Origin of the sequence: Curtobacterium sp. MCBD17_019 (assembly GCF_003234555.1) — a bacterium.
Taxonomy (GTDB): domain Bacteria; phylum Actinomycetota; class Actinomycetes; order Actinomycetales; family Microbacteriaceae; genus Curtobacterium.
The window spans coordinates 1-24,852 of sequence record NZ_QKTT01000010.1 but is presented as its reverse complement, the minus strand read 5'-3'; the positions used below and the strand labels follow the sequence as shown (position 1 = coordinate 24,852).

Annotated in this window: 18 protein-coding genes and 1 tRNA gene; 9 read left to right on the top strand and 10 right to left on the bottom strand. The window is 73.9% G+C overall.

The genetic code is table 11. The features are described from left to right. Positions 1-43 precede the first annotated feature (43 nt). From DEI82_RS10530 to DEI82_RS10495, 8 genes are all read right to left on the bottom strand, one after another. Positions 44-1,711 (bottom strand): alpha/beta hydrolase, encoded by a 1,668-nt coding sequence (locus DEI82_RS10530; protein WP_111036734.1) that lies wholly within the window; start codon positions 1,709-1,711, stop codon positions 44-46. Next, on the bottom strand, positions 1,711-2,655 hold the full coding sequence (locus tag DEI82_RS10525) for an amino acid--[acyl-carrier-protein] ligase (protein WP_111036733.1): 945 nt from the start codon (positions 2,653-2,655) through the stop codon (positions 1,711-1,713). Before DEI82_RS10525 ends, DEI82_RS10530 begins: the two co-directional genes overlap by 1 nt. Next, positions 2,652-3,836 (bottom strand): acyl-CoA dehydrogenase family protein, encoded by a 1,185-nt coding sequence (locus tag DEI82_RS10520; RefSeq protein ID WP_220037267.1) that lies wholly within the window; start codon positions 3,834-3,836, stop codon positions 2,652-2,654. Before DEI82_RS10520 ends, DEI82_RS10525 begins: the two co-directional genes overlap by 4 nt. After that, positions 3,833-4,468 (bottom strand): acyl carrier protein, encoded by a 636-nt coding sequence (locus DEI82_RS10515; RefSeq protein WP_111036732.1) that lies wholly within the window; start codon positions 4,466-4,468, stop codon positions 3,833-3,835. The genes DEI82_RS10520 and DEI82_RS10515 overlap by 4 nt, the downstream gene beginning before the upstream one ends. Beyond that, complete coding sequence (locus tag DEI82_RS10510; protein ID WP_181435184.1) at positions 4,465-5,604, bottom strand: glycosyltransferase; 1,140 nt, start codon at positions 5,602-5,604, stop codon at positions 4,465-4,467. Before DEI82_RS10510 ends, DEI82_RS10515 begins: the two co-directional genes overlap by 4 nt. 11 nt (positions 5,605-5,615) lie before the next feature. Continuing rightward, on the bottom strand, positions 5,616-8,021 hold the full coding sequence (locus tag DEI82_RS10505; RefSeq protein ID WP_111036730.1) for a glycosyltransferase: 2,406 nt from the start codon (positions 8,019-8,021) through the stop codon (positions 5,616-5,618). Between the two features lie 16 nt (positions 8,022-8,037). Beyond that, a complete protein-coding gene (locus tag DEI82_RS10500) occupies positions 8,038-9,507 on the bottom strand; it encodes a sugar transferase (RefSeq protein ID WP_111008709.1) in 1,470 nt (489 codons plus the stop codon). Between the two features lie 279 nt (positions 9,508-9,786). Then, positions 9,787-10,761, bottom strand: a complete 975-nt coding sequence (locus DEI82_RS10495; protein WP_111012565.1) for a glycosyltransferase — start codon at positions 10,759-10,761, stop codon at positions 9,787-9,789. A gap of 271 nt (positions 10,762-11,032) precedes the next feature. Between DEI82_RS10495 and DEI82_RS10490 the strand changes: the two genes are divergently transcribed. The 7 genes from DEI82_RS10490 (at position 11,033) to DEI82_RS10460 (ending at position 18,920) form a co-directional block, all read left to right on the top strand. Beyond that, the gene (locus DEI82_RS10490) at positions 11,033-12,283 is read left to right on the top strand and encodes a hypothetical protein (RefSeq protein ID WP_111008711.1); all 1,251 of its coding nucleotides are present in this window, start codon (positions 11,033-11,035) and stop codon (positions 12,281-12,283) included. Continuing rightward, positions 12,283-13,683 (top strand): Wzz/FepE/Etk N-terminal domain-containing protein, encoded by a 1,401-nt coding sequence (locus DEI82_RS10485; protein WP_181435183.1) that lies wholly within the window; start codon positions 12,283-12,285, stop codon positions 13,681-13,683. Before DEI82_RS10490 ends, DEI82_RS10485 begins: the two co-directional genes overlap by 1 nt. Then, a complete protein-coding gene (locus DEI82_RS10480) occupies positions 13,680-15,035 on the top strand; it encodes a hypothetical protein (protein ID WP_111036729.1) in 1,356 nt (451 codons plus the stop codon). The genes DEI82_RS10485 and DEI82_RS10480 overlap by 4 nt, the downstream gene beginning before the upstream one ends. Further along, positions 15,032-16,420 carry a hypothetical protein gene (locus DEI82_RS10475; RefSeq protein WP_111036728.1) on the top strand — a complete coding sequence of 463 codons (1,389 nt, stop codon included), beginning with the start codon at positions 15,032-15,034 and terminating at the stop codon, positions 16,418-16,420. The genes DEI82_RS10480 and DEI82_RS10475 overlap by 4 nt, the downstream gene beginning before the upstream one ends. Next, complete coding sequence (locus DEI82_RS10470; protein WP_111036727.1) at positions 16,420-17,673, top strand: hypothetical protein; 1,254 nt, start codon at positions 16,420-16,422, stop codon at positions 17,671-17,673. The genes DEI82_RS10475 and DEI82_RS10470 overlap by 1 nt, the downstream gene beginning before the upstream one ends. Positions 17,674-17,756: 83 nt before the next feature. Continuing rightward, a tRNA-Val gene (locus DEI82_RS10465) sits at positions 17,757-17,829 on the top strand. Positions 17,830-17,921: 92 nt separating this feature from the next. Next, positions 17,922-18,920 carry a GNAT family N-acetyltransferase gene (locus DEI82_RS10460; protein ID WP_181435182.1) on the top strand — a complete coding sequence of 333 codons (999 nt, stop codon included), beginning with the start codon at positions 17,922-17,924 and terminating at the stop codon, positions 18,918-18,920. Positions 18,921-18,935: 15 nt separating this feature from the next. Here DEI82_RS10460 and DEI82_RS10455 read toward each other — a convergent pair whose 3' ends face one another. Next, positions 18,936-19,913, bottom strand: coding sequence for an AraC family transcriptional regulator (locus DEI82_RS10455; protein WP_111036725.1), 978 nt, complete (start codon positions 19,911-19,913; stop codon positions 18,936-18,938). 74 nt (positions 19,914-19,987) lie between these two features. On the opposite strand from DEI82_RS10455, the gene DEI82_RS10450 reads away from it, so the two are divergent. Further along, entirely contained in the window at positions 19,988-20,965 is a 978-nt protein-coding gene (locus DEI82_RS10450; RefSeq protein ID WP_111036777.1) for an SDR family NAD(P)-dependent oxidoreductase, read from the top strand. An 86-nt stretch (positions 20,966-21,051) separates the two neighbouring features. On the opposite strand, the gene DEI82_RS10445 is transcribed toward DEI82_RS10450, so the two are convergent. Continuing rightward, entirely contained in the window at positions 21,052-22,296 is a 1,245-nt protein-coding gene (locus DEI82_RS10445; protein ID WP_146242893.1) for a hypothetical protein, read from the bottom strand. A gap of 774 nt (positions 22,297-23,070) precedes the next feature. On the opposite strand from DEI82_RS10445, the gene DEI82_RS16230 reads away from it, so the two are divergent. Beyond that, positions 23,071-24,852 (top strand): S53 family peptidase (locus DEI82_RS16230; RefSeq protein ID WP_220037266.1); only part of this gene is annotated, 1,782 nt, incomplete at its 3' end.

Sequence of the window (24,852 nt, the reverse complement as noted above, 5' to 3'; positions counted from 1 at the left end):
GTGCGCCGAGGGGCCGTGCCGACCCGGCACGGCCCCTCGGTCGTCAGACGCCCACGGCCTGCCGGACGGACGGGTCCTGGACGAAGGCCGCGACGGCGGTGGCGAGCACGGCCTCCGTGGCCGCCTCGCGCGTCGCGGCACCGAACATCGCGTGGTCGGCCTCGGGGAGCTCCACGACCCGGAGCGTCCCGGGCAGGTGCGCGAGCCGGTGGGCTGCCGTGGCGCCGCCCCGTGCCCGGAAGACTGCGCCGTCGCCCGGACCGAGCACGAGGGTCACGTCGGTGCCGGCCGCGAGCGGCCCGCGGACGACGGGTTCGACGAACTGCAGGTGTCCACGCCGGGCCAGCGCCAACGCCACGCGGTACGGCAGGTGCCGCTTGACGGCGGCGACGAGCGCGTCGCGGCGTGTGCGGACGTGGGGCCGTGCCTCCGCGTCCTCGGCCGCGACGGCACCCGGTGCTGCGGGGCGGGACCGGTAGTCCGCCTGGCTGAGGCCGACCACGAACCCGGCACGGCCTGCGGCGGCCCGGAGGCCCAACCACCCGCCGACCGAGAGTCCGACGATCCCGACCCGGTCGGCCGGGAGCGCGAGGTGGTCGAGGACGTGGCTGACGTCGTCGATCCACTCCTGGGTGAAGAGCAGGCTCGGCTCGTCGGCGGCGACGGGTCCGGTCTCGCCCGTGCCCCGACGGTCGACACGGACGGACCGGATGCCGGCCGCGGCGAGTCGTCGAGCGAGGGCGACCTGCAGGCGCGTGACGCCGATGCGGTGTTCGGACGAACCGTTGAGCAGCACCACGGTCGGGGCGTCGTCGCCGTGCCGTGGCCTGGTGTCGACGGCGAAGAGGTGGTCCGGTCCGATGCGGACGAGGTGTTCCTCGACGTCCTGGTCGACGACCGCCCGCTCGGTCGGGACGAGCTCCATCGGCGCCGCGACGGGCTCGGGCGGCACACGGCGGGTCACCCACTCGCCGACGGCGTCGACGCTCGCGGCGGGGATGCGCGCGGAGAGGCTCGACACGCCGAGGAGCGCCTCGTGCCCGTCGACCCGCACGATGTCGATGCCGTCCCGGTCGTACCCGGCCGGGACACGGCGGTCCCCGTCGTTCCGCACCGCCACGAGCACGGGCATGCGGTCGGCCGGTCCGGTCGGGTACCCGAGGGCCCCGATCGCCGCTGCCTGGTCGGCGGGGATGTCGGCACCCACCACGGTGACCGTGCCGTCGTGGGCGGTGGTGACCGCCGATCCGGGTCTGGTGTCGATCCCCGCCACCGAGACCGCGGCGAGTGCCCGTGCCGCGCGGAGCCAGGAGCGTCCGGACCGCGGCGGGTCCCAGAGCACGAGCCCCGCGGCGTCCGGGTCGTCGTCGGCGGCCGCGGCCGCGACGAGGGCCCCGGACGCGAGGCCGACGTACACGATTCGGGTGCAGCCGGCGGTGCGCAGCGCCTCCGCCGCGAGCCGTGCGCCGTCACGATGGGACGTCGCGGTCGCGGCGACGACGGAGTCCCCGCTGCCGGGGTGGTCGTAGCGCACGGAGGCGATGCCGTGGTCCGCGAGTCGCGCGGCGAGGAGGCGTTCGGTCCGGTAGGCGAGGACGTGCTCGTGCCCGAAGGGTGGGCAGACGACGACCCCGGTGGAACCGGGCCGGGTGGGGCGTTCGACGGTCGCGAGCACGGCCCCACCGCCGAGCCACGTGTCGAGCGCCGGCATCAGCGCAGCGACAGCTGGTCGAGCGTCGAGACCGGCCAGTCGGCGAGCGAGGTCCCGAACGTGCGGAAGAGGGCGAGCGTGATCCGCTCCATGCCGAACGCGATGCACGACGTGTGGGCGACGGTGCCGTCCGCGGTCGTGATCCCGAAGGGCGCGCCGAAGTGGTCGGCCGCACTGTTCGCACTGGCGATCGCGGTGCCGTCGGAGAGCCCGGGGTAGATCGGGACGGTGACCTCGATCTTCAGCTCGTCGGTGAGCTGGTTCGCGGCGAGGAACTTGCCGGCGCGGCCGAAGAAGGGGTCGTTCGCGGGGACGCGGGTGACGTCGAGCCCGAGGGCGGCGAGCATCGCGGCCTGGCGCTCGCTCCACGTGTTGCGGAAGGTCCTGGCGTCGTCCTCGCCGCCCACGTAGACGAACTCGTGCATGCGGAACGACTGGAGCCGCATCGGGTCGTCGGAGGGCTCGTGGCGGAACGTGTACCCGACGACGTCGAACACGCGACCGTCGACCTGCTGGCCCGCCAGGTGGTCGTAGAGCGGGTGGCACACGGCGGACACGAGCATGGTCTCGCCGGGGTGCAGGAACCGGTCCCAGTCCTCGCCCGCGGCACGCGCGGCGAGGAGCGCGGCGTGGTCGCGGTCGGAGCCCGTGAACGTGTGGATGGCACCCGTGAGCTGCGGGAACGAGGCCACGTAGTCGGTGCGCTCGAAGGCGGACCGGGCGATGACCGGGGCGAAGCGGATCCGCTCCGGGGCGAGCTCGGCGAACCCGAGCGTGATGTACCGGTCGACGGCGTCGACGACGTCGTCGAACGTGCCGTTGCGGCCGAAGAGGCCGGGCTCCCCGGCGGGGACGAGGAGGCCGGCGTCGACGAGCTCGTCGCGGAACGCGAGGCGGGCGGCGTCGAGGTCGGTGGTCTCCGGTGCTGTTGTCGTGTCGGTCACGGGTTCGACCTTCCGTTGCTGATGGTTGCGATCTTGGCGTTGTGGTGCAGGATGCGGTCGTTGCCGACCATGAGGGCGGTGCCGTGCGCGTCGCGCACGATCCGACCCAGGCTCGACGGGTCTCCGAGCCGGTACCCCGCGATGCCCGTGATCACGAGCGCGCGGGAGACGATGTCGAGCACGGCTTCGCTCGCCGTGACCTTGAGGCCGTTGACCCAGCGGGCCGTCGCCACGGACTCGAGCACGGCGGGCTCGTTCGCCGCCGCCTCCCACCGTCGCGCGGACGCCTCGATCGTGTCGGCCAGGGACTGCACGCGCAGCTCGACCTCGGCGAGGCGGAGTGCTGCGGGCGGGGTGGTGCCGAGGGCCTTGCGGGCGGCGCGACGGACCGACGCGCGGGCGGTCTCGGTGGCGCTCCGGGCCATGCCGAGCCAGGCCGCGGCCCAGAGCACGTGCGACACCGGCGTCATGGTCTGCGCCGACATCTCGGCGAAGGGCTGGGCGAGCACGTGGTCCGCGTCGACCTCGGCGGTCAGCGAGAACCCCTCGCTCGCTGTGCCGCGGAGGCCGAGGGTGTCCCAGCCGCTCCGACGCACGAGTTCGGTGCGCTCGGCCGGGCAGACCACGAGCACCTGGTCGGACGGCGGGCTGTCCGGGATCCGGCGCGCGGTGGCGAGCACCGCGCTGGCATGGAGACCGTAGGAGATGACCGGGGCCTCCTTGGCGAGACGCACGCCGCAGGTGGTGGCCTCGACCGAGCAGCCGCTCGATCCGGTGTCGCCGCCGGTCGTGATCTCGGTCGTGGCCGACGCGATGAGGGCGCCCTCGTCCCGGACCCGGGCGAGGAGCCGGGCGGCGGCGACGCTCGTGCCGCCGTGGCGGACGAGCGTGGCGACCTGCCCGACGTGCATCGCGAACACCATGGCCGTGGAGGCGCAGGCACCGCCGAGGACGGTGGCGACGTCGGCGAGTTCCGTGAGCGTGGCGCCCTCGCCGCCCAGATCGACCGGGAGGACCGCTGCGAGCAGTCCGAGTCGGCGCAGCGCCGCCACGGACTCGCTCGGGAACCGTCCTTCGGCGTCGATCCGGTCCGCCCACTCGGCGGCGACACCCGCGGCCTCGACCGCGCGGTCGTGCAGGGAGACGACGTCCGTGGCGCGGACGTCGGGGAGGACCGTCACGCTGCCACCGCCTGAGCGCGGACGACCGCCTCGATCGACGCGATCGTGGCGAAGGTGCTGCGGGTGAGCGCCTCGTCGGGGAACTCGATGTCGCACTCCTCCTCGACGGCCAGCATGACCGTGATGGTCGCGTGTGACGTCAAGCCGACCTGGTACAGGTCGTCGGTGTCGAGGACCTGGGCGACGGGGACGGAGAGGTGGCCGTGGCGCTCGAGGACCTCGCGGATGATCGTGGACATTGGCTGGTGTTCCTTCCCCCGGATGACGGAGACGGCGGTCGCGGCGGCGAATCCGCCCTCGTGGGTGAGCGAGACGCTCACGGACTGGAGCCGTTCGCGGACCGATCGGTCACGGGCGGCGCGGTGGAGCCGGACGACGGGTGCGCCGCTCGGCAGGCTGAGGATCTCGACGTCGTGCGGCAGCACCGGCTCGTCGGGAGCCGGGCGGAGCAGCTTGACCACGGCCTCCTTGCCGGCGAAGCGCGCGGCGACGCGGTGCGGCTCGTCGTGGCACTGGAGCCGCTCCCTGGGCGACAGGATGCGGTCGAGGTAGCGGTCGCCGAACCGGTCGATGCTCGCGGCGACCGTCTGCACGGCGATCATGTCCGTGCCGACCCGGATGCGGGGGCTCATGCGGACGCTCCGTAGTGCTCGAGGACCCGGTCGACGTGCCGGTCCATGTCGAGTTCCTCGGCGCGACGGGTCGCTCCCGCGCGGAGTGCGGCGCGGAGCGCGCGGTCGTCGACGAGTCGTTCGATCGCGCCCCGGAGCGCGGCGGCGGTGGGCGGCACGACGAGGCCGCTGTCGCCGTCCACGACGAGCGGGGGTGAGGCCGTGGTCGTGGTGAGGACGGGCACCCCGGCGAGCAGGGCCTCGGCCACGACGATCGGGAAGTTCTCGGCCCACCGGCTCGGCATCACGAGCAGGTCGGTCTCGGCGAGGGCGCGGGCCCGCCCGGCCTCGTCGAGCCAGCCGGCAGCGACCACCGCGTCGGCCGCCGACACGGCGTCGCGCAGGGGGCCGTCACCGCCGACGGTGAGCGTGGCGCCCGGGACGCCGGCGCCCCACGCCTCGAGCAGCAGCGGGATCCCCTTGTGCTCGGCGAGCTTGCCGAGGAACAGGACGCGGAGCACGTCGGACTCGCTCCGCGGCGGGGCGTCCCGGGGCGCCGACCAACCGTGCGGCAGCACCGTGCTCCGGTGGGCGTCGAGTCGGAAACCGCGTTCCGCGTGCCGGTCGCGCGTGCGCTCGCTGGGGAAGATGAGCGTCGCGTCGCGCGGGATGGCAGCGGCGACGACGCGCGATCGGAGCCCCTGGACCCGACCGACGTGGTCGATCGGGGCGTCGCCGCGCGTCAGGGACGCCGACGTGTGGACGAGCGTGAAGTCGTGCGCGGTGTGCACCACCCGCGGACCGGCGAGCCGGAACGGTGCGGCCCCGAACCCGGAGAACCGGTGGACGTGCACGGCATCGAACCCGCCGTCCTCGAGGAAACGGGTGATGGCCGTCGGACGGAGGGAGTCACGCAGCTCGGCCGCGTGGAACCGGACCCGGGCGAGGCGGCCCGTGCCCTGGCGGTCCGGGGAGTAGGGACGGCGTCCGGGCACGACGACGAGCCGTGCGCCCGTCGCGGCCACGAGGGCGCGGGCCCCGTCGTCGACCCATCCGGTGACGACGGTGACGTCATGCCCGCGACGGACCTGTGCTCCGGCGAGCGCGAGGCAGTACTGTTCGGCGCCGCCCAGTGGACTGAGCAGGGAGCTGGACACATGTGCGATCCTCATGCCGCGCCTCCCGCCCGGACCAGGCGCGTCACCGCGTCGTGGAGGAGCGTGGCGCTGCGGTCCCACGAGAACCGGTCGCGGATCGTCGCGGCCCGGCGGCCGCGCTCGTCGGCGGGGGTCGGCCCGGTGAGCGCGGCGGCGAGCCCGTCGCGGATCGCGTCGGTCGAGGTCGGGTCCACGTAGGTGGCGTCGTCACCGCACACCCAGCGCAGGGCCGGCACGTCCGAGACGAGGACGTCCGATCCGGCGGCGAACGCCTCGACGGCGGGGAGGCCGAAGCCCTCGTCGAGGCTCGGGAACGCCACCAGCGCGGCGTGGGCGTAGAGGCGGGCGAGCTCGGCGTCGTCGACGTACCCGAGGCGGAGCGCCCCACGGTCGTCCGCGTCGGTGCGCGCGTAGATCGCGCTCCCGCCGCCGACCATCACGAGGGGGTGCGTCGTCCGCAGGGCCTCCGGGAGCGCGGCGTGCGCGGCGACGAGCCGGGCGGTGTTCTTGCGCGGGTCGTCACTGCCCACGGCGAGCACGTACCGTCCGGCGGCCTCACGCGCACCGGCGGACTCGGGCACCGCGAGGCCGGGGCGGAACGGGTCCGCGGGCGCGTTCGGCACCGTGACGACCGGGGTGCCCGGGCCGAGCAGGGCCCGGACGCGCCCCGCGATGGGCTCGCTCACCGCGACCACGAGGGCGGCCGAGCGGAGCTGGGTCCGCAGCACCGGCGCGTGCGTCGCGACGTACCGCCGGCTGAACCACTCCGGGTGGTCGAGGACGAACAGGTCGTGCACGACGACGACGTGCCGGGCCGCGAGCGCGGGACCGCGGCTCGTCAGCGTGAGCAGGTACTCGTCGGCGGACCGGCCGACGCCGGCGGACTGGGCTCGGGCCCAGGCGGCGATCGGACGGTCCCCACCGGTGCCGGCCGCGGTCTCGCGGACGTCCGGGAGGCCCGACAGCCGATCCGCGATCTCGGTCGCGTACCGCTGCTGCCCCGTCACCCGCTGTGTGCGGAAGGCGCCGTTCACGACGATGCGGGCGCCGACGGGGGAGCGCCGACCGCGGCGGCCGGTGCGCGGCCCGCGGCCGGGGACCGGCACCGCGAGGAGGGGCTCGTCGTCGAGGTCGTGCTCGGACCGCCGCGCACCGGGGCGGAGCGGGGCCGACGCCGTGTCGGCCGGCTCGTCCCTCGCGACGGCGGTCACGCCGTGCCGGGTCACCGACCAGGCCGGGGCGGACGTCGCGGCCGCGGCGATCGGCACGCCGGAGCCCGCCGTGACGAGCGCCGCCGCCGTGCCACCGGCGAGGACCGGGAGCATCCAGTCCCGCACCTCGTCGGCGAACCGCTCGGCGCCGAAGTCCCGCGCCCGTCGGCGACAGGCGTCGGGGTCGACCGTGACGGCACGGTCGACGGCGGCCGCGAGTTCGTGCGCGCCGAGGCCGGACGCCACCGCGCCCGTGACGCCGTCGACGACCGACTCGGTCGCGCCGCCGGTCGGTCCGACGACGACCGGGACGCCGAGCGCCATCGCCTCGACCGGCATGATGCCGAAGTCCTCGACGGCCGGGAACACGTACACGGCCGCCTGCGCCATCACGGCCCGGAGCAGCCGGTCGGACGGGTCGAGCACGAACCGGACGGGCACACGCGCCGCCGCGGCGTGGGCCTCGAGCGCCGCCTGCTCCGGGCCGCCCCCGGCGAGCACGACGGGACGCCCGGCGGCCTCGCCGGCCGCGATCACGAGGTCGAGTCGCTTGTAGGGGATGAACCGGGAGGCACCGAGCACGTAACCGGCCGGTAAGGCGTCGAGGACGCGGCGTTCGTCGTCGTCGAGCACGGCCCGCCAGTCGGACACGGCCTGGAGGTCGGCGACCTCGACCGGCGGGTGGATCACGCGGGAGTCCTTGCCCCAGGTGTCGCGGATGCGGCCCTGCACGAAGGCGCTGTTCGCCGCGATGTTCCGATGGGCCGCAGCGCGGCGCCGATCGGTCACGCGGAGCGGCACGGCGGCGATCCGGCTCGCGAGCCCGTTCCCGCGGCCGTCGAACTCCGGGGTCCAGACGTACCGGGCGGGCGTGTGCACGTACGCGAAGTGCCGGTCGGCGGGCACGGCCGAGTGGGCGACGACCTGGTGCGAGAACGCGTGCGAGCTCGACAGCACCCAGTCGTACCCCTCGGCGCGGAGCCGACGCCACACGGCGGGCATCGCGGGGAGCGCCAGGGCCTTGCGACCGCGGAGCGGGGTGCGAGCGAGGAGGCTCTCGGTGACCCGTCCGGCTGCGAAGCGGTCGGGCGCCTCGTTCCAGAGGCAGAACACGTCCGCGTCCGGGTACATGCGGGCGAAGGCGTCGAGGACCTTCTCGGACCCGCCGGAACGGCCGATCCACTCGTGGACGATGAGTCCGGGCATGACTCGTCGTTCCTTCCTAGTAGGCGCCGTCGGAACCGACGACGGCACGAGCGGTGCGCCAGAGGATCCCGAGGTCGAGGGCGAGGGACCAGTTCTCGACGTAGTCGAGGTCGAGGCGGATGGCTTCCTGCCACGACAGGCGGGAGCGGCCGCTCACCTGCCAGAGGCCGGTCATGCCGGGGCGCACCTTGAGACGTCGGTGTGCGCTGGCGTCGTAGAGGGCGATCTCGGCGGGCCGCTGGGGGCGGGGACCGACGAGGCTCATGTCGCCGCGGAGGACGTTGACGAGCTGGGGCAGCTCGTCGATGGAGTACCGGCGGATGAACGCCCCGATCCGGGTCAGCCGGGGGTCGTCCGCGATCTTGAACAGGGGCCGGTCGCTGGTGCCCTGCGCCGCCAGGAGCTTGTGCAGGTGGGCGTCGGCGTCGGTCACCATCGAGCGGAACTTGAGGATGTCGAATGCCTGGTGCCCGGCGCCGATCCGCTCCTGCCGGTAGAACACCGGGCCGGCGCTCGTGGTCCGGACCGCGATCGCGACGACGAGGAGGAGCGGCGAGAGCGCCGCGAGCAACAGGAGGGAGCCCACGACGTCCGTCGCCCGCTTCACCACGCGCTGCGGCCCGGTGTAGGTGGGCGCGGCGACGTGCAGCACGGACAGACCCGCGATGCGTTCGCTCCGGAGCCGCCCGGTCGCGACGTCGACGATGGTCGGGGCGACGACGAGTTCGCACGCGCGGTGTTCGAGGTCCCAGCTGAGCTTCCGGACCCGGTCCGCGGTCAGGGCGTCGGCCCCGGTCACGAGGACGAGGTCCGCCCCGGTCGCGTCGAGCGCCTCGGCGACGCGCACGGGGAGGTCGACGTCGAGGGCGTCGGGCGCGGGCACGACCGATGCGACGACGTCCCACCCGGCGGCGACACGGCTGGTGAGGTGTGCGGTGGCCTCGGCGATGCCTGCGGGGGAGCCGACGAGGACGATCCGGCGGCGCAGGCGGCCGGCGAGTCGTTCCCGTCGGATCCACCGCACCCAGGACAGCCGGGCCACGAGGAGGAGGACGACCCCCGCGGCGACGGCCCAGGGGAGGCCGACGCCACGGAGGTCGATCCCGGTGGACCACGATGCGAGGGCGAGGGTCGCGACGGACGCAGCCGTCGCGGTGAGGATCGCCCCCGCACCGTGGTTCCCGTTGCCGAGCCCGAGGAGGCCACGTCGCTCGAACACCGCGAGCCACACGATCCAGACCACGGCGACACCTGCGAGCAGGGCGATGCGGGAGATCGTGGAGCGGGAGAGGTCGGGTACGAGCATCGAGGCTCCGAGTGCCGCCACGACGAGCACGGCGTCCGTCAGACCCACCACGGCACGGAGCCGTTCGGCGGACCGGTCGGGCACCGCAACGGCGTGCGGGGCATCCGTCCAGATGGGGGATTCAGCGGTGGGCGCGTCCGGGTCGGGGTTGCCGGGCGCGTCGAACACTGCATTCGACATGGGTGAGCCTGCTCTTCGGGTCAACAGGTGACCGACGGCGATCCGTTCGGGGACGACGATCGCCGACGCACTCGTCGTCTTCGGGAACGACGGGTCCGCGGTCGTGTTCGGGGCACGACGCGGTTGAGCAGTCGGAGGGTCGATCCTGGCCGGGTAACCGAGGGTCGAGCGGATTCGGGTTCCGCGTGCTGGTCACGGTATTGCCCCGGCTCGCGAGCGTCAAGCAACCGTGACGGGATTCCTGACCCGGACGGGCGTCCAGCGGCGTGTCGCCGTCGGTCAGCCGACCGGCGTCGGGTGGAGGGCGCGGCGCAGTCGGTACCCCCGGATCGCCATGGCACGGCGGAGGAACCGGGCCAGGGCGTCCTGGAGGCGCCACGCGCGGAACACGCCGGCGACTCGGTACGCGATCCGGATGATCGACTCGGATGTCCCGGGCGTGTCGCGGTCGCCGATGTGCTGCTGGATCCGCCCGAGGCGCCCGTGGGTGGCCGGCACGACGACGAGGTCACCGAGCTGGCCGGGGAGTTCCGGCCACAGGTCCTCGAGATCCGCGACGGCCTCGCCGCGCACGACGCACTCGGCGACGAACGCGTCGATGCCCCGGGTGTGCAGGTGCCGAGCCGCGGCACGCTCGTCGAAGCCGGCGCCCGCGCCGATGGCCGCGAGCCGGAGCCCGAGGTCGAGGTCCTCGTTGTAGCCGAGCTCCACCGGCGGCCGGTACGCCTCGGCCTCGCGGTAGAGGTCGCGGGGGATGCTCGCATTGCCACCCCAGAAGGACGTGAGCAGCGTCATGGCGTCCCCGGTGCGCCAGACCGCGACCTGGTTCTCGTAGTCGCGGGCGTAGATGCGGGTCGCCGCCTCGTCGCGGCCCCGACGGGGTGTCAGACGCACGGGCATGTAGCCGAGCAGGGCGCTGCGGGGGTGCTCCGCGTGGAAGGCCCGGTGGCGTTCGACCAGCCCCTCGAGCGGCAGGACGTCGTCGTCGGCGACGAGCACGACGTCGCAGGTGGCGGCCTCGAGCCCGACCGAGCGCGCGATCGACCTCCCGCGGTTCTCGGGGAGCGTGATGAGGCGCATGCGGGGGTCCGCCGTCGCCCGGGCGAGCGCGGCCTCCGCCCCGTCGTGCGGGCCGTCGAGCACGACGACGAGCTCGTCGAGGTCCTGTCGGAGCCAGTGGTCGAGCATGTCGGACAGGCGGTCGAGGCGTCGGTAGGACGGGACGACGACGGAGATGGTCGGGAGGTGCGACATTCGGGTCTCGCGTTTCTCGGGTTCGGGTCAGGGTCGGCGCACGAGCCGGACGGGTACTGGACATCGGCGCTGAGCGTCGCTATTGTCGCAGCCACGACGAGCCAGTCAACCCGCTGACGCCGCCCCGAACCGGCGTCACGACCACGGTGCCCCGGACCCCGAACCCAGGGCACGACTCGCGGCGAGGACCCGAAACCCCGCAGCCTGACGTCGAGCGAACCGACGGTGGCGTACCCGAACGCCCGGCTCCATACCCGAACGGCGCCCACCCATGCCCATTCGTGAGCGGCTCCACGACCAACTCGACCTGGTCGTGGTCCTCGGTCCCGTCCGTGAGGACGTCATCGACGCCCTGCCCGACGCCCTCCACCGACACCTGATCAGCGACGACGGCAGCGAGCTCCGTCGCGCCTACCGTCCGGACCGGGCCTGGGGGCACGTCTCCCGCCGCGCCGCCGACTCGCTCGCGGACGACGTCCTCGACGTCGCCGTCGACGGCCTGGAACCGGCCGAGATGGCGACGCACCTCCTCGACGCCGGCTACGCGGTCCTCCCGATCCGGATGCTCGTGTCCGGCGGACTGATCGCGGTCCTCGTGCCGCACGACCTCTTCGACGGCGCCTCCAGCGGCCACCACATCCGGCGCGTGCTCGCGATCGCCGCGGGTGAGCCGGAGGGGCGCACCGTGCGCCCGCCGACCCGGCGGCCGTTGGCCGCCACCATGCGGGTCGCCGGGCTCGACCGTCCCGGCCCGCTCCGTCTCGCGCGGGCGGCCCGGCGGGACGCGGAGCGACAGGTGCCACCCGACCCCCAGGTACCCGGCGGGCTCGCCGTCGACCGTGCACGGCGCCTCCGGGGGTTCCGCACCGTCCAGCTCGACGAACAGGAACTGCGCACGCTCGACGCCCGTGCGGTCGACGGAGCCGGGCGCCGCACCACGCGCGGCATGAAGCTGTCGGCCGCCGTGCTCGACGCCATCGCCGACGCCGTCCCGCCGACGACCGACTTCACCATCCGGATGAACGTCGACCTCCGCCGCTGGGCGCCCCGCGGCGAGCGGGTCCAGGGCCCGTTCTCGACGTCGTACCCGATCGGTCGGCTCCGGACGATGCGACGCGACGCGGCATCGGTGCACGAGCAGGTCCGCCGGGCGATCGAGACGCGGGCACCGCTCGCGGCCCTCGTCGGCGACGTCGTCGGCCTGGTCCGCGACCGCGTGCGACACCCCTTCCCGATCCCGTCCGGCGACGTCATCCGCACGCAGTTCGACGTCGCCCTCTCCGTCTTCCCCTCACTCATCCCGGACGCCGTCTGGCGACCGGGTGCGACCCCGCTCCTGGGCACGATCCTCGTGCACCCGGGGCACGTCGCGAACCCGTACGTCCAGATGTCGCTGGTCGGGTCCGAGGCCTCGATCGCCCTCTGGGACGAGACCGGGATCATCGACCAGGACCGATTCGAACAGTCGCTCCGAGCCGCCGTCACTCCGGCCGCTCGGGTGCGAGAGGAGCACCACGCATGATGAGCGCACCCGACGCGGTCCGCACCGTCCTCCGGCACTGGGCACTCGTGCTCGTCGCCGTCGTCCTCGGCGTCGTGGGCGGTTCCGTCTACAGCGCCACCGCGAGCCCGACGTACAGTTCGTCGTCGCAGGTGCTCGTGACGATCCGCTCGAGCGGCAGCACGACGGACCGCCTGCAGGGCGCGTCGTACATCAGCCAGGTCCTGCCGACCTACACGTCGGCGATCACGAGCTCGTCGGTGCTGGAGCCCGTCATCCAACAGCTCCACCTGTCGACCGGGGTCGCCGCCCTGGCGAAGGACGTCTCGGCGACCGCGGGGACCGACACGGCGATCATCACCGTCACGGCGGACGCGGGCAGCCCGCGCGCCGCCCGTGCGCTCGCCGCGGCGGTCACGAACCGGTTCATCCAGGTCGCACCCGACCTGCTCTCACCCACGAGCGCGGCGGGTACCAGCACCGCCACGGCCGGGGCGTCCGGGGACACGACGCCCGCGGACCTCCGGCTCTCGACCGTCAGCGTGCCGACCACCCCGACCGGTCCGACCAGCCCCGGGCGACTCGTCGTGGTCCTCCTCGGGCTCGTGGCCGGGTTGATCGTCGGGATCGGCATCGCGCTCGCGCTCGGCGCGGCCGACCGTCGGGTCCGGAGCGCCGAGCAGGCCGCCGCGATCGCCGACGCACCGGTCATCGGACGGCTCCCGCGCCTCCCGGCCCGCGCCTGGCACGACCGGTCGTCGGTCCCCGCGTGGACGGAGGCCGTCCGTGACCTCCGCGAGTCGCTCCTCGCCCGGGCAGGCGACCGGCCCACCATCACGTTCCTCGGGAGCACGACGGGCGAGGGCGTGACGACCGTCGTCGCCGACGTGGCGACGGCGTTCGCCCGTGCCGGTGTCCCGACGACGGTGCTCGACATGGACCTCCGGTCGTCCGACCTCCAGGCCGGACTCGCGGTGCGCGGAGAGCGTGGCCTCGTGGACGTCGTGAACGGCCGTGCCGAGTTGTCGGACGTCCTGCTCCGCCCGGCGTCGCTCCCCGCGTTGAGTGTCGTCCCCGGCGGCCGCGGGTCCGATGCGGGCGACGTGTTCACCGCCCGGAACCTGCAGCCGGTCGTGGACCATCTGCACGGCAGCGCCGAGGTCGTCCTCGTCGACACGCCGCCGGCGAACGGCTTCAGTGAGGCCCTCGCGGCCGCCCGCATCGCCACCGCCGTGGTGCTCGTCGTCGGCATCGGCGAGGTCACCACGCCGACGTTGAGCGCCGTGGTGGAGCGGCTCTGGACGAGCGGGCAGGAGGTCCTCGGCGTCGTGGCGGTCCGGGTCCCCGCTCACGTCCGGGTCCCGTCCGCGCACGCGGCGGCCCGCCGGTCCATCGCGGCGACCGCACCGTCCGGGGCATGAGCACGAGCGAGGCCCTGCGCTCCCGTCGCCGCGGAGCAACCGTCGTGGGCGTCGGCAGCGTGGCCGCCGTCGGCCTCGGCGCCGCCGCCGTGGCGCAACCCGCCGCGATCGTGCTCCTCGTGGCGCTGCCGCTCGTCGCGCTCGTACCCGCGGTGGCGGTCTGCTTCGCCGCTGCGGCCGACGGGGTGACCCTGCCGCTGCTGCTCACGGTGCACAGCGCCACCGCGGTGAACATGGCCGTCCTCGGTGCGACGATCCTCGCGGCACTGGTCGCCGTCCTCCGTGGGCGGATCGACCGACGCGTCGGGTGGCCGGTGCTCGGCATGGTGGCCCTCGTCCTGCCCGCGACCGTCCTCGCGGTGTTCGAGTTGCCGTCCGCGCAGTGGCTGAGCGGCCTGCGGTACGTGTTCATCCCCCTGCTCGTCGCCCTGTTGGCATCGACGATGACGGCGCGCACGGTCCGGACGGTGCTCCGGGTGCTCACCACGCTGCTCGCCGTGAACGCCGTCGTCTCGGGCATCGAGTCCGCGCTCGGGTCCGACCGGCTCCTGGCCCTGACCGGCCTGTCCTACGGCACGAACATCCGCAACATCGGCACCACGCTCCGCGCCATGGGGACGTTCGGCACGAACTACCAGCTCGGCGCGTTCGCCGGGGTGCTCGGCGCGGTCGCGCTGCTCTGGTGGGGGACCCTCGAGGACGCCCGACGCGACCGCGTGTGGCGGATCGTCGCGATCGCGTCCGGGGTCGCGTGCCTCGTGTTCAGCACCTACCGCACGGGCATCGTCGTGTTCGTGGTCGCGATCGCGGCCGCCGTGTTCCTGACCCGCGGCGTCGTCGCCGGATGGGTCCGCGTCGCAGCGGCCGTCGGGGGTCTCCTCGCGGTGATCGGGTTCCTGGCCGTCGGCCTCGGGAACGCGGGGAGTCTCCTGGAGCGCTTCGCGGTCTGGGGACAGCTCCTCGCCGCGTCACCGCGGTTCTTCGGACGCGGACTGGGATTCGCCGGTGCCGCGTCGCAGGCGAAGGGCTCCGCGCTCCAGGTCTTCACCGACGACTACTACATCTCGATGTGGCTCCAGTTCGGCGTGGGCGGCGTGCTCGCCATCGTCCTGTTCCTGGCGGTCGCGGTCGCGCTGTACCGTGCCGGCCGCCGCGGCAACCGCCGCGCCGCGCTCGCCGTGACGATCTGGATCGGCGTCCTCGTCGGGTTCTTCTTCGTCGAGCTCTGGGAGTACACGTCCGCCATGTCGATCGTCATGCTCGTCCTCGGCGCATCGGGCTCACACGCCCGCGCCGTCGACACCGGGCCCGTCACCGTTCCCGCACCCCGTCCATCCAGGAGGCCGTTGTGAACACCACCGAGACCGACGGACGCACCCGCCGGGAGGCCCGGGTCGACAGCGAGGGCGTCGGTCGCCGCATCCGCACCTTCGGCTGGTTCTTCGCGACCGTCGTGGTGTCCGGGGCGTCGAGCATCGTCACCATCCCCGTGATCGTCACCCTCACGAGCGCCCACTCCTGGGCCGCGGTCGCGCTGGGGCAGGCCGTCGGGTCGTCCCTCAGCGTCCTGACGATGTTCGGGTGGGGCATCACCGGGCCCGCCCGCATCGCGATGATGCCGCGGAGCGAGCACGCCGTCGCCTACTGGGACTCCATCGTCGCCCGCTTGATCGTGCTCGTCCCCGTCCTCGCCATCACGGTCGGCGTGACGTGGGTCATCGCGCCGACCGCGCACCTGGCCGCCGTCGTCGCCGGCGTGGCGATGGCGGCGGGCGGACTCTCCGGCACGTGGGCCCTCATCGGCCGACGCGAGCCCGTGGCGCTGTTCTGGGCCGACACCGTGCCGCGCGTGGTCGGGACGGTCCTCGGGGTCGGCGCGCTCGCCCTGGGCGGTGGGCTCATCGCCTTCTCGGCGCTGCAGCTCGCCGGCGCACTCGCCGCGTTCGTCATCGTGTCCGTGCGACTCCTCGGCGGCGTCCGGCGGCCGGAGGGCGGGGTCCACGACGCGGCCGGCGCGTGGCGGGTCATCCGCGAACAGCGCCACGGCGTCGCCGTCGCCGTCGCCGTCGCCGCGTACTACCCGCTCGTGCTCGTGATCGTCGCGCGGTTCATCCCGGCGCAGCTCCCGCTGTACGCGCTCAACGAGAAGCTCCTGCGGTTCGCGACGATGGCGATGCAGCCGGTGCATCAGTACATGCAGGCCGCGGTCCCGTCCCAGCAGGGACGTGCCCTCGTCCGCGCCCTCCGGCGCTCGCTCGCCGCGATCCTCGTCATCTCGGTGCTGGCCTGGGTGGTCTACACCGTGCTGCTGCCCGTCGCGAGCGGTCTGCTCACCGCGGGCCAGGTCCAGGTGCCCGCGTTCGCGGGACTCATGCTCGGCGCGTTCATGGGCTTCAGCGTCCTCGGGAGCTACATGACGAGCGTCGCGCTCGTGGCCGTCGACCGCGTCGGCGTCATCAGCCGCGGTTCCCTCATCGGGTTCGGCGCCGGGCTCCTCGCCGTCCTGCTCACCGCGCTCATCGGCGCGGCGGACGCCCTCGCCGCGGGGTTCGTCGTGACGGGGATCGTCACCGTCCTGTACCAGACCACCGTGTTCGTGCGGGCGATGCCGCGGCACGCGGACGTCCAGTCCGACATCGTGCTGCTCGACGCCCCCGAGCCCACCGAGCCCGCCGCACCGGGCCTCCCGCCTGCCGGATCCGGGGCCGTCGCCCCGATCGTCGTGCCGGAGGTCTGATGGCGGCACACGCTCCCGGCGACGGGGCGCACCGCCCGACGAGGGCACGCCGCCGCCACCGATGGGCGTACCTCGTCGCGGGCGGGGTGGCCCTCGTCGTGCTCGTCGGCGTCGGCGCCGTGTGGGTGCACCGGACGTCCGGCGCGGCGTCGACCCTGTCGGCCTGCGGTGACCACGGCTCCGTCCCGGCGGACGACGCGGCCGCCCCGTCGGCGTCGGCCTCGGCGCCGAGCGCGCAGGTGCGGTCCGGCACGGCCGTCGACAGCTCGACCCGCGCCTCCCGGGACGCCCTGCGGCGGATGGGGGGACTCGGGTTCACCCAGGGCGACCAGCCGATGACCCTCGGCTCGGCGCGGCTGACGACGCTGTTCCGCGGGATCGCCGCCACGGGCGCGACGATCGTCCGGCTCGACCTGAACTGGGCGGCGATCGAGCCGTCCGGTCCGGACTCGTACGACCTCACCCACACGCTCGCCGTCTACCGGGCGGCGACGGCGCACGGCCTCACGGTGCTCCCGGTCCTCACCGGCGTGCCGGGGTGGGCGAGTTCGGCGCCCGGCGGATGCGGGCCGGCTTTCGCGGCCTTCATGGACCGTGCCTCGCCCCCGATGCTCGCAGCCGGGGTGCGTGCCGTCGAGATCGGCAACGAGGTGAACACCACCGGGATGTCACCGCAGGCGTACACGCACGACCTGCTCGTCCCGGGAGCCCGCGCCTTCCGTGCCGCGGGGATCGCCGCGGGCGTCACGGTCGGCGTGATCTCCACCGGTCTCGCTCCCGCCCGGACCGGGGGCGGCACGTGGTCCCCACCTGACTTCCTGCGTGGCGTCTACGCGGCCGGCGGGGGTGCGTACCTCGACGCGGTCGGCATGCACCCGTACTCCTGGCCGGACGCACCGACCGCGGACGTCGCGTGGAACTGGCTCCGGGGTGCGACGGACGTCCGTGCCGTCATGGTCGCGAACGGCGACGCCGACAAGGCCATGTGGGCCACCGAGTTCGGGTTCCCGACGAACAGCGATCGCGGCGTCTCGGACGCGCAGCAGGCGAGGTACCTGGCGGTCGGGGCGCGGATCTGGGGCGCCCGTGCGTGGGCCGGCCCGATCGTCATCTACTCGTACCAGGACCTCGACACCGGCGCCCGCGACCCCGAGGACAACTTCGGGGTCCGCGACACCGACGGGACCGCGAAGCCCGCGTACGACGTGGTGCGGGACCTCGCCGCGGCTGCAGCTGCCCAGGGCGAGGGGTAGGGCGGGTGTCGACGGAGGACCGGTCCGCGCAGCCTCAAGGGACCCGAGCGCTCGGTACACTGGGCCTGCCGCTCCGGCGGCGGGGGCCTTTAGCTCAGTTGGTAGAGCGCCACGTTTACACCGTGGACGTCGTCGGTTCGAGCCCGGCAGGGCCCACCTCGACAACCCGCGTCCGTGGGACCCGTCCGATCGGTCCGCACGCTGCGGACGAGCCCGCGCCGATGCGATGCGGGAGTCAGGAGTCATCCGTGGGAACGGACATCCGGTTCCGAGTCGGCCACGACGAGCGCGAGTGGGACGCCCTCGTCGCGGCGAGTCCGGGCGCCACCGCGTTCCACGACTGGTCGTGGCTCCGGATGCAGACCGACCTCCACGGTTGGCGGTTCGAGCCCCTGGTCGTCGAGCACCGCGGCCGTGCGGTCGGCGTGTTCCCCGTCCTGCTGCGGTCGCCCCGCAGAGCGCGACCCGCGGATCCGCCGTTCCCCTTCGTCGGACCGCTCGTGCCCGAGGCGCTCCTGGCGAGCACGTTGCGCCGGTTCCGACGCTGGCAGCTCGTGCACCGGGTGCCGGTCGTCCGGTTCGACTTCGGGCCCGGCGTCGCGGCGGCCGGCGAAGCAGCACTGGTCGGCAACGGATCCGAGTGGAGCGCCGACCGCACGTTCGTCATCGACCTGGTCGGTTCCTCGCCCGAGTCCCTGGTGGCCGGCATGAAACGCGGCGCGCGCCAGGCCCTCCGTGCGGCCGGACGTCACGCGGTGGAGGTCAGACCCGCGCTGCCCGACGAGGTCACGACGTTGCTGCCGCGGGTCCTGAGCGAGTCCTACGAGAGCCGGGGCGTGCCCTCGCCCTATCCCTCGGAGATCGGCGAGCGCGTCGCACGCTGGGCAGCGGATCGGTCCGACGTCTACCTCTCCACCGCACTCGTCGCGGGGGAACCGGTCGGTGTGCTCGTCGCGCTGGGGAGCCACGACGTGGTGACGGGATGGGCGGGTGGAACGCTCCGAGCGCACCGCGCCGTCAACCCGAGCACCGTGCTGTACCACGACATGCTCCAGTGGTCCCTCGCCCGGGGCCACAGCGCGGTCGACCTCGTCGGCTACGTCGACCTGGGCGTGAGCAGGTTCAAGATGTCGCTCGGGGCCGTCGAGCGGCCGTACGTCAACGCCGTCTCGTCGCCGGTGCCGCGCTTCGTGCGATCCGCCGTCGCCCGGGTCCGGGACCGTGGCACGGCGGCCGGCCCGCGCTGACACCGCCTCACCCGGTCAGCCGGCCGCGATCGCCGGTGCCGGTGCGTCACCGGTCTGCTCCGACGAGCGGCGACGCCAGTGGGCGGGGGAGACGCCCACCGCACGCTTGAACGCGGTGCTGAAGGCGCTCTCCGAGCCGTAGCCGAGCTCCGCGGCCAGGGCACCGACGCGGACGTCGGGGTCGCGGAGCGCCCGTTGCGCGAGCAGCATCCGCCACCGTGACAGGTACGCGAGGGGTGGGATGCCGGCGACCGACCGGAACCGCTCGGCGAAGGTCGTGCGGGACATCCCGGCGGCACGTGCGAGCTCGGCGAGGCCCCAGGACCGGCCGGGGTGATCGTGCATGAGTCGGAGCGCGGGCGCGAGCGGTTCGTCGGCGAGCAGGCGGAACCACCCGACGGGCGGCCGCTCCTGCTCCAGGTACGCGCGGAGGACCTCCAGGAGGATGAGTTGCGCGTTCTGACGGATGGCGAACGCGGACCCCAGGCGTCCACTCGATGCCTCGCGGAACAGTTGCGCCACCAGGGTGGCGAGTCGGGCGGCCGCGGGCGCCGAGGCGCGGACGTGCACGAGACCGGGCAGCGCGGTCCGGAACAGCGCCTGCCCGGCCGGGTTGACCTGGATCCACCCGCCGACGAGGACGTCGTCCGTGGAGAGGTCGGCCGCGGCCAACGCCATGGAGTCGAAGCGCGCGTCGGGGACGAACTCCGCGGGCGGTCCGTCGCCGACGCCACCCCGGACCTCCAGGTGCGTCCGGTGGTTCAGCAGGACGACGTCACCGGGGCCCAGTTCGACGGGCCCGATCGGTCCTCCGGGTCCGTCGACGACGATGCGAGCGGAACCGGCGACGAGCGCGACGAGCTTGAGCGGCCGCCTGATCGTCCCGTGGGACGTCCACGAACCGCGGACCGCGAAGCCACCGGTCATCAGGCCGCGGACCTCGACCTGGTCGAAGACGTCGGACAGGGCGTCGCTCTGCGCGGAGTGGACCATGGTCCGTACTCTGCCGCATGAGAACAGGACGCGCGATGATTCCGCGTCCGATCCTCGACGATGAGACTGAGGGCATGACCTCGCAGCAGATCCCCCTCGGGACGCCGTTCACCGCAGCCTCCACCGCAACCGATGTCCTCCAGGGCGTCGACCTCACCGGGGAGGAGGCGATCGTCACCGGCGGCCACAGCAGGCTGGGCCGCGAGGTCTCGCGCGCCCTCGCCGCCGCCGGTGCGTCGGTCACGGTCGCCGCCCGCGACACCGCCCGCGCCGCCGAGGCGGTCGCCGGGATCGACGGCGTGCGCGTCGAGCAGCTCGACCTCACCGACCCGGACTCGATCGACGCCTTCGCCACGCGGTGGAACGAGACCGGACGGCCGGTGCACATGCTCGTGAACAACGCCGCGGTGCTGTTCACCCCCGAGCTCCAGCTCGACGCGCGCGGGCACGAACTCGCCTTCTCGACGTCCCACCTCGGTCACTTCCAGCTCACGCGTGCCCTCCTCCCGGCCCTCCGGGCGGCGCACGGGGCACGCGTCGTCACCGTGACCTCCGGCGCGGCCCGCATCGGGGGCGTGCGGTGGGACGACCTCGACTTCCGGTCCGGCTACGACCCCCTCGCGGCCTACGCCCAGTCGAAGCGGGCGAACGTGTTGTTCACGGTCGAGCTCGACCGGCGCTCCGCGGGGCAGGACATCCGGGCCTTCGCGGTACACCCCGGCGTCGTCATCGGACCCGGTCCGCACGCACCCGGGCGCGTCGACTCCTACCGCGCGCAGGGTCTCGTCGACGAGCACGGTGCCACCGTCATCGACCCGGAGGTGGGCAAGAAGACGGTCGAGCAGGGCGCCGCCACCATCGTGTTCGGCGCGGCCAGCCCGTGGCTCGACGGGGTCGGTGGCGTCTACCTCAAGGACAACGACGTCGCCGTGCTCGACGACGTCGAGCGACCGGTGACCGCCGACAGCATCCCGGCCGACGCGAACTCGGCGATGCGTGACCCCGCCGACGCACGGCGCCTGTGGAAGCTGAGCGAACAGCTGCTCGCCTGAGGACGCGCGGTCGATCCCGCCGCCGACCGTACCGCGTCGTCGGTCGGTCCTCCGTCACCGCCGCCGGGTCCGTCGGGGGCTGCTGGTCAGTAGCTGATGCCGGCGAACGTCGCGTACGACGGCTTCTTGACGTGCGCGGACGTGTACAGGCCGAAGTCACCGTCGATGCCGCCGTCCTGCCAGTCGTAGAGGAACACCGGACCGAGCTGCGGGTACTTGGCGGCGACCTGGAACAGCTGGGTGATCGTCTGCTGCTGCTGCGCGACGGTGTACGCGGGGTAGCCGCCGTCGGTGCCGGTGGGCATCCCGGCCTCGGTGATCCAGATCTTCTTCGCGCTGTCCCCGTTGCTCGACATGATCGCGAGCAGGTCAGGGAGCACGGAGAGGACGTTGTAGCCCCCGTCCGACGTCGCCGGCATCGCCGGGTACACGTACGGGTGCAGGTTCAGCGCGTCGAAGCTGCTGCGCGCCCCGTCCTCGTACATCTGGTCGATGAAGTCGAACGGGTGGTAGTTGCTGCCCTGCGCGCTCCGTGTCGGGGACTCCTTGCCGTAGGGCGCCATACCGGCCATCAGGACGGTCGCCTTCGGGTCCGCAGCGTGGATCATCGGGTACACGGTCTCGAGCAACGCCGTGTACGCGGCCGGGTCCGGGGTCCCGCCCCAGTTCGCCCCGAGGTTGACCTCGTTGCCGATCTCGAACGTGTGCACGCCGAGCGCGGCGAGCTGCGTCACGGAGGACGTCATCCACCCACCGGCCGCCTTGTACCCGGCGGACTCGGGCATCGGCGCGGTGCCGTCACCGAGGATGACGAGCACGTCCAGCCCGGCCGACCGCGCGGCCGTGATCGTCTGGGTCGTCGCGCCACCGTGGCGGGTGGTGTTCCCGGCGTAGTTGTAGTCGAGGCGGACCCACGTCGCACCCGTCGAACGCATGTCGGCGAAGACGGCGGTCGCCGCCGACGCGCTCATCGTGTTGATCGTGTTCTCGTACAGACCACCGGGCGACATGCCCTTCCCGCGCCCCGAGGAGGCAGGGGACGGACTGGCGCCCACCGGGACCCACGCGGGGGTCCCGATCATGGTGATCGGGGTCTGCGGGGGCACCACGGCGGTCGACGAGGCGGCGCTGGCGGCCGGCGACGGCGCAGCGCTGGGTGCCGCGGCGGGCGAGGGGCTGCTCGGTGCCGCGGCGGGCGAGGAGCTGCTCGGTGCGGCCGGTGCCGGCTCGCGGACTCCGACGGCGAGCTGTGCGGCAGGGAGTGCGTCGGACAGCGCGCCGGTGTGCGGTGCTGTCCCGGTCGCGGGCCCACGGGTCGTCCGGGCTTCCACCGACGCTGCTGCGGCGGACGGCCCTCCAGTCCGAGGAACCGACGACACCTGCGGGCGCTCGCTCGGAGCCGACCCGCCCCGGACCGTCCCGCTGACCGCACCGGGCGCCGCCACTGCGGCGCCCGTCGGGGAGGCGGGTGCACCGAAGGCCACGTCGGCGTCGCCCGCGGCGCGGGTGCCGGACGCGCCGGGCCCGCTCACGCACCCGGTCAGCGTGACGCCCGCGATCACGGCAACGGCGATCGCTGCCCAGGTCCTCCGTGTCCGAGGACGCCGGGAGGACCCGGTGGGTACAGCGAGGGAAGTGCTGACGCTTCCTGATCGCGTCCGCGGCCTGCCGGTCAGGTCGTGGTGGTTGGCCATGAGACAAGGAATGCGGCAGCGTGCGCTGCGGACAATTCCCGCGTTCTGGGGACCCTCCCAGAACGTGGGACAAACGGTGCGCGACGGTGGACCGCACCGCGGACCGTCCCGGCGAGCTCCGCGCAGCGCCGGGTGCGGTGCTCGACGTCCCAGTTCGAGGGTGAAACAGTCGGCACCACTACTGCCGAGTCGCCGCCCGAACGTATCGTGGGCGCCGGCCGTCGACCGAGCGAACAGGGGCTCGGGGCACCGTCGGCGGACACGGGTGAGTCGTGTCCGCAGACCTCGTCCACGTTCTGCCGTCCATCGGGGAGGGCGCACGTCGGGGTCGCGCCGATCGACGAGCCGACGAGCGACATCGCACCCACGCCAGCGAGTCCCACCGACGGCGTGACCGGACAGGGAGGCAGCATGACCGGCAACCGCGGCGACCACCGTTCCGCCCACACGACCGGGGCCGGATCCCGAGCGACGAAGGGAGCCCTCGCCGGCATCGTCGTCGCCGCGCTCGCCGGGGCGACCGTCATCGGCATCGCCGCGCCCGCGTCCGCGTCGCGGCTCCAGCCCGTCGTCCCGGAACCGACGGTGCCGGCCTCCCACGCCTCCACCGGCTCCGCGTCCACCGGTGCGACACCGGCGGACACCCGCGTCGACCTCACCGTCGTGTTGACGCCGCGGGACCGCGCCGCGCTGCGCGAGCTGCCCGCGAGGGCGCACGGCCTCTCCGCGCACCAGCGGGGGAGCCGGATCGCCGGGACGAGCCCCACGACCTCGGGTCGCGCGCGGGTCGAGGCGGCACTCGTCGACGCCGGGTTCACCGTGTCCGACGCGGGGCCCTGGAACGTCAGTGCGAGCGGGACCGTGGGTGACGCGGAGGCCGTGTTCGGCGTCCGCGTCGTCGGCACCGGCACGCAGATGCACCCCGTCGGGCACCTGACCATGCCGGCGTCCTTCGGAGGCGCGGCAACCACCGTCCTCGGGCTCGATCGGCGGCTCGTCGCGGTGCCGGCAAGCGTGCCGGGGACGCCCGTCAGCGACTTCCGCACGGCCTACTCGGCCTCGGCGAACGCCGGCGCCGGCACCACGATCGCCACCGTGCAGTTCTCCGGCTGGAACGCCGGGGACCTCGCCACCTACGCGAACGCGGCGGGGACCGCTGTCCCGTCGGTGACACAGATCCCGATCGACGGAGCGGACCCGACCGCCCCGAGCGACACGAACGGCGGGGTCGAGGTCGCGCTCGACCAGGAGACCATCCTCGGGAACGCGCCCGCGGCAGCGCAGCGCATCTACTTCGTCAACCAGGACGCCCAGGGCGTGTACGACGCCTACAGCCGCATCGCGGACGACGTCGTGGCCCACGGCATCACCGCGGTCAGCGAGTCCTGGGGGTCCTGCGAGGCCGACATGGACCAGGCCACGCACGCAGCACTCGAGGACGCCATCGACCGCATCGTCGGAGCGGGCGCGACCATGTTCGCCGCGGTCGGCGACACGGGGGCGTCGTGCCAGGGCCTGTCCGGCCCGGCGACCAGCGTCCTCTACCCCGCAGCGAGCTCCGCGGTGGTCGCCGTGGGCGGCACCAGCCTCACCGAGAACGCCGACGGCTCGTTCTCCGAGAGCGTGTGGAACAACAGCAGTGGTTCCGGCGGTGGCGGGTACGCCAGCCTCGACTCCGCGTCGTACCAGGCGGGGACGAACGCCGATCCGTCCCGGGGACGAGCCGTCCCCGACATCGCGGCCGAGGCCGACCCCTACCAGGGCCCCGGCATCTACACCAGCAGCACGAACGGCTGGGTGCTCGGTGGTGGGACGAGCCTGTCCACGCCGATGATGGCGGCGCAGCTCGCCACCACCCTCGCGGACCGCGGCTGCACGAGCGGCATCGGCGACATCCACGCCGCGATCTACGCCCACCCTGGTGACTTCCAGGACGTCACGAGCGGGTCGAACGGCACGTACCCGGCGACGGCGGGCTACGACCTCGCGACCGGTCTCGGAAGCCCCAACTGGTCGAAGCTCCGCGGCGACCTGCCCGTGTCACCGGCGTGCTCGTCCACCCCGCCGGTGTCGAGCACCTCGCCCACGGGGACCCCGAGCCCGACGCCGACCGGCTCGCCCACGGCGGCTCCGACCGCCGCGCCGACGCAGACCCCGTCGCCCACCCAGACCCCGAAGCCGAGCCCGTCGCCC

What these genes read in the sequence shown, in the direction of transcription:
- DEI82_RS10470 (WP_111036727.1), top strand. Translation starts at nt 16,420, where the DNA reads ATGGCGGCACACGCTCCCGGCGACGGGGCGCACCGCCCGACGAGGGCA.
- DEI82_RS10530 (WP_111036734.1), bottom strand. Translation starts at nt 1,711, where the DNA reads ATGCCGGCGCTCGACACGTGGCTCGGCGGTGGGGCCGTGCTCGCGACC.
- DEI82_RS10490 (WP_111008711.1), top strand. Translation starts at nt 11,033, where the DNA reads ATGCCCATTCGTGAGCGGCTCCACGACCAACTCGACCTGGTCGTGGTC.
- DEI82_RS10500 (WP_111008709.1), bottom strand. Translation starts at nt 9,507, where the DNA reads ATGTCGAATGCAGTGTTCGACGCGCCCGGCAACCCCGACCCGGACGCG.
- DEI82_RS10450 (WP_111036777.1), top strand. Translation starts at nt 19,988, where the DNA reads ATGACCTCGCAGCAGATCCCCCTCGGGACGCCGTTCACCGCAGCCTCC.
- DEI82_RS10495 (WP_111012565.1), bottom strand. Translation starts at nt 10,761, where the DNA reads ATGTCGCACCTCCCGACCATCTCCGTCGTCGTCCCGTCCTACCGACGC.
- DEI82_RS10455 (WP_111036725.1), bottom strand. Translation starts at nt 19,913, where the DNA reads ATGGTCCACTCCGCGCAGAGCGACGCCCTGTCCGACGTCTTCGACCAG.
- DEI82_RS10480 (WP_111036729.1), top strand. Translation starts at nt 13,680, where the DNA reads ATGAGCACGAGCGAGGCCCTGCGCTCCCGTCGCCGCGGAGCAACCGTC.
- DEI82_RS10515 (WP_111036732.1), bottom strand. Translation starts at nt 4,468, where the DNA reads ATGAGCCCCCGCATCCGGGTCGGCACGGACATGATCGCCGTGCAGACG.
- DEI82_RS10485 (WP_181435183.1), top strand. Translation starts at nt 12,283, where the DNA reads ATGAGCGCACCCGACGCGGTCCGCACCGTCCTCCGGCACTGGGCACTC.
- DEI82_RS10505 (WP_111036730.1), bottom strand. Translation starts at nt 8,021, where the DNA reads ATGCCCGGACTCATCGTCCACGAGTGGATCGGCCGTTCCGGCGGGTCC.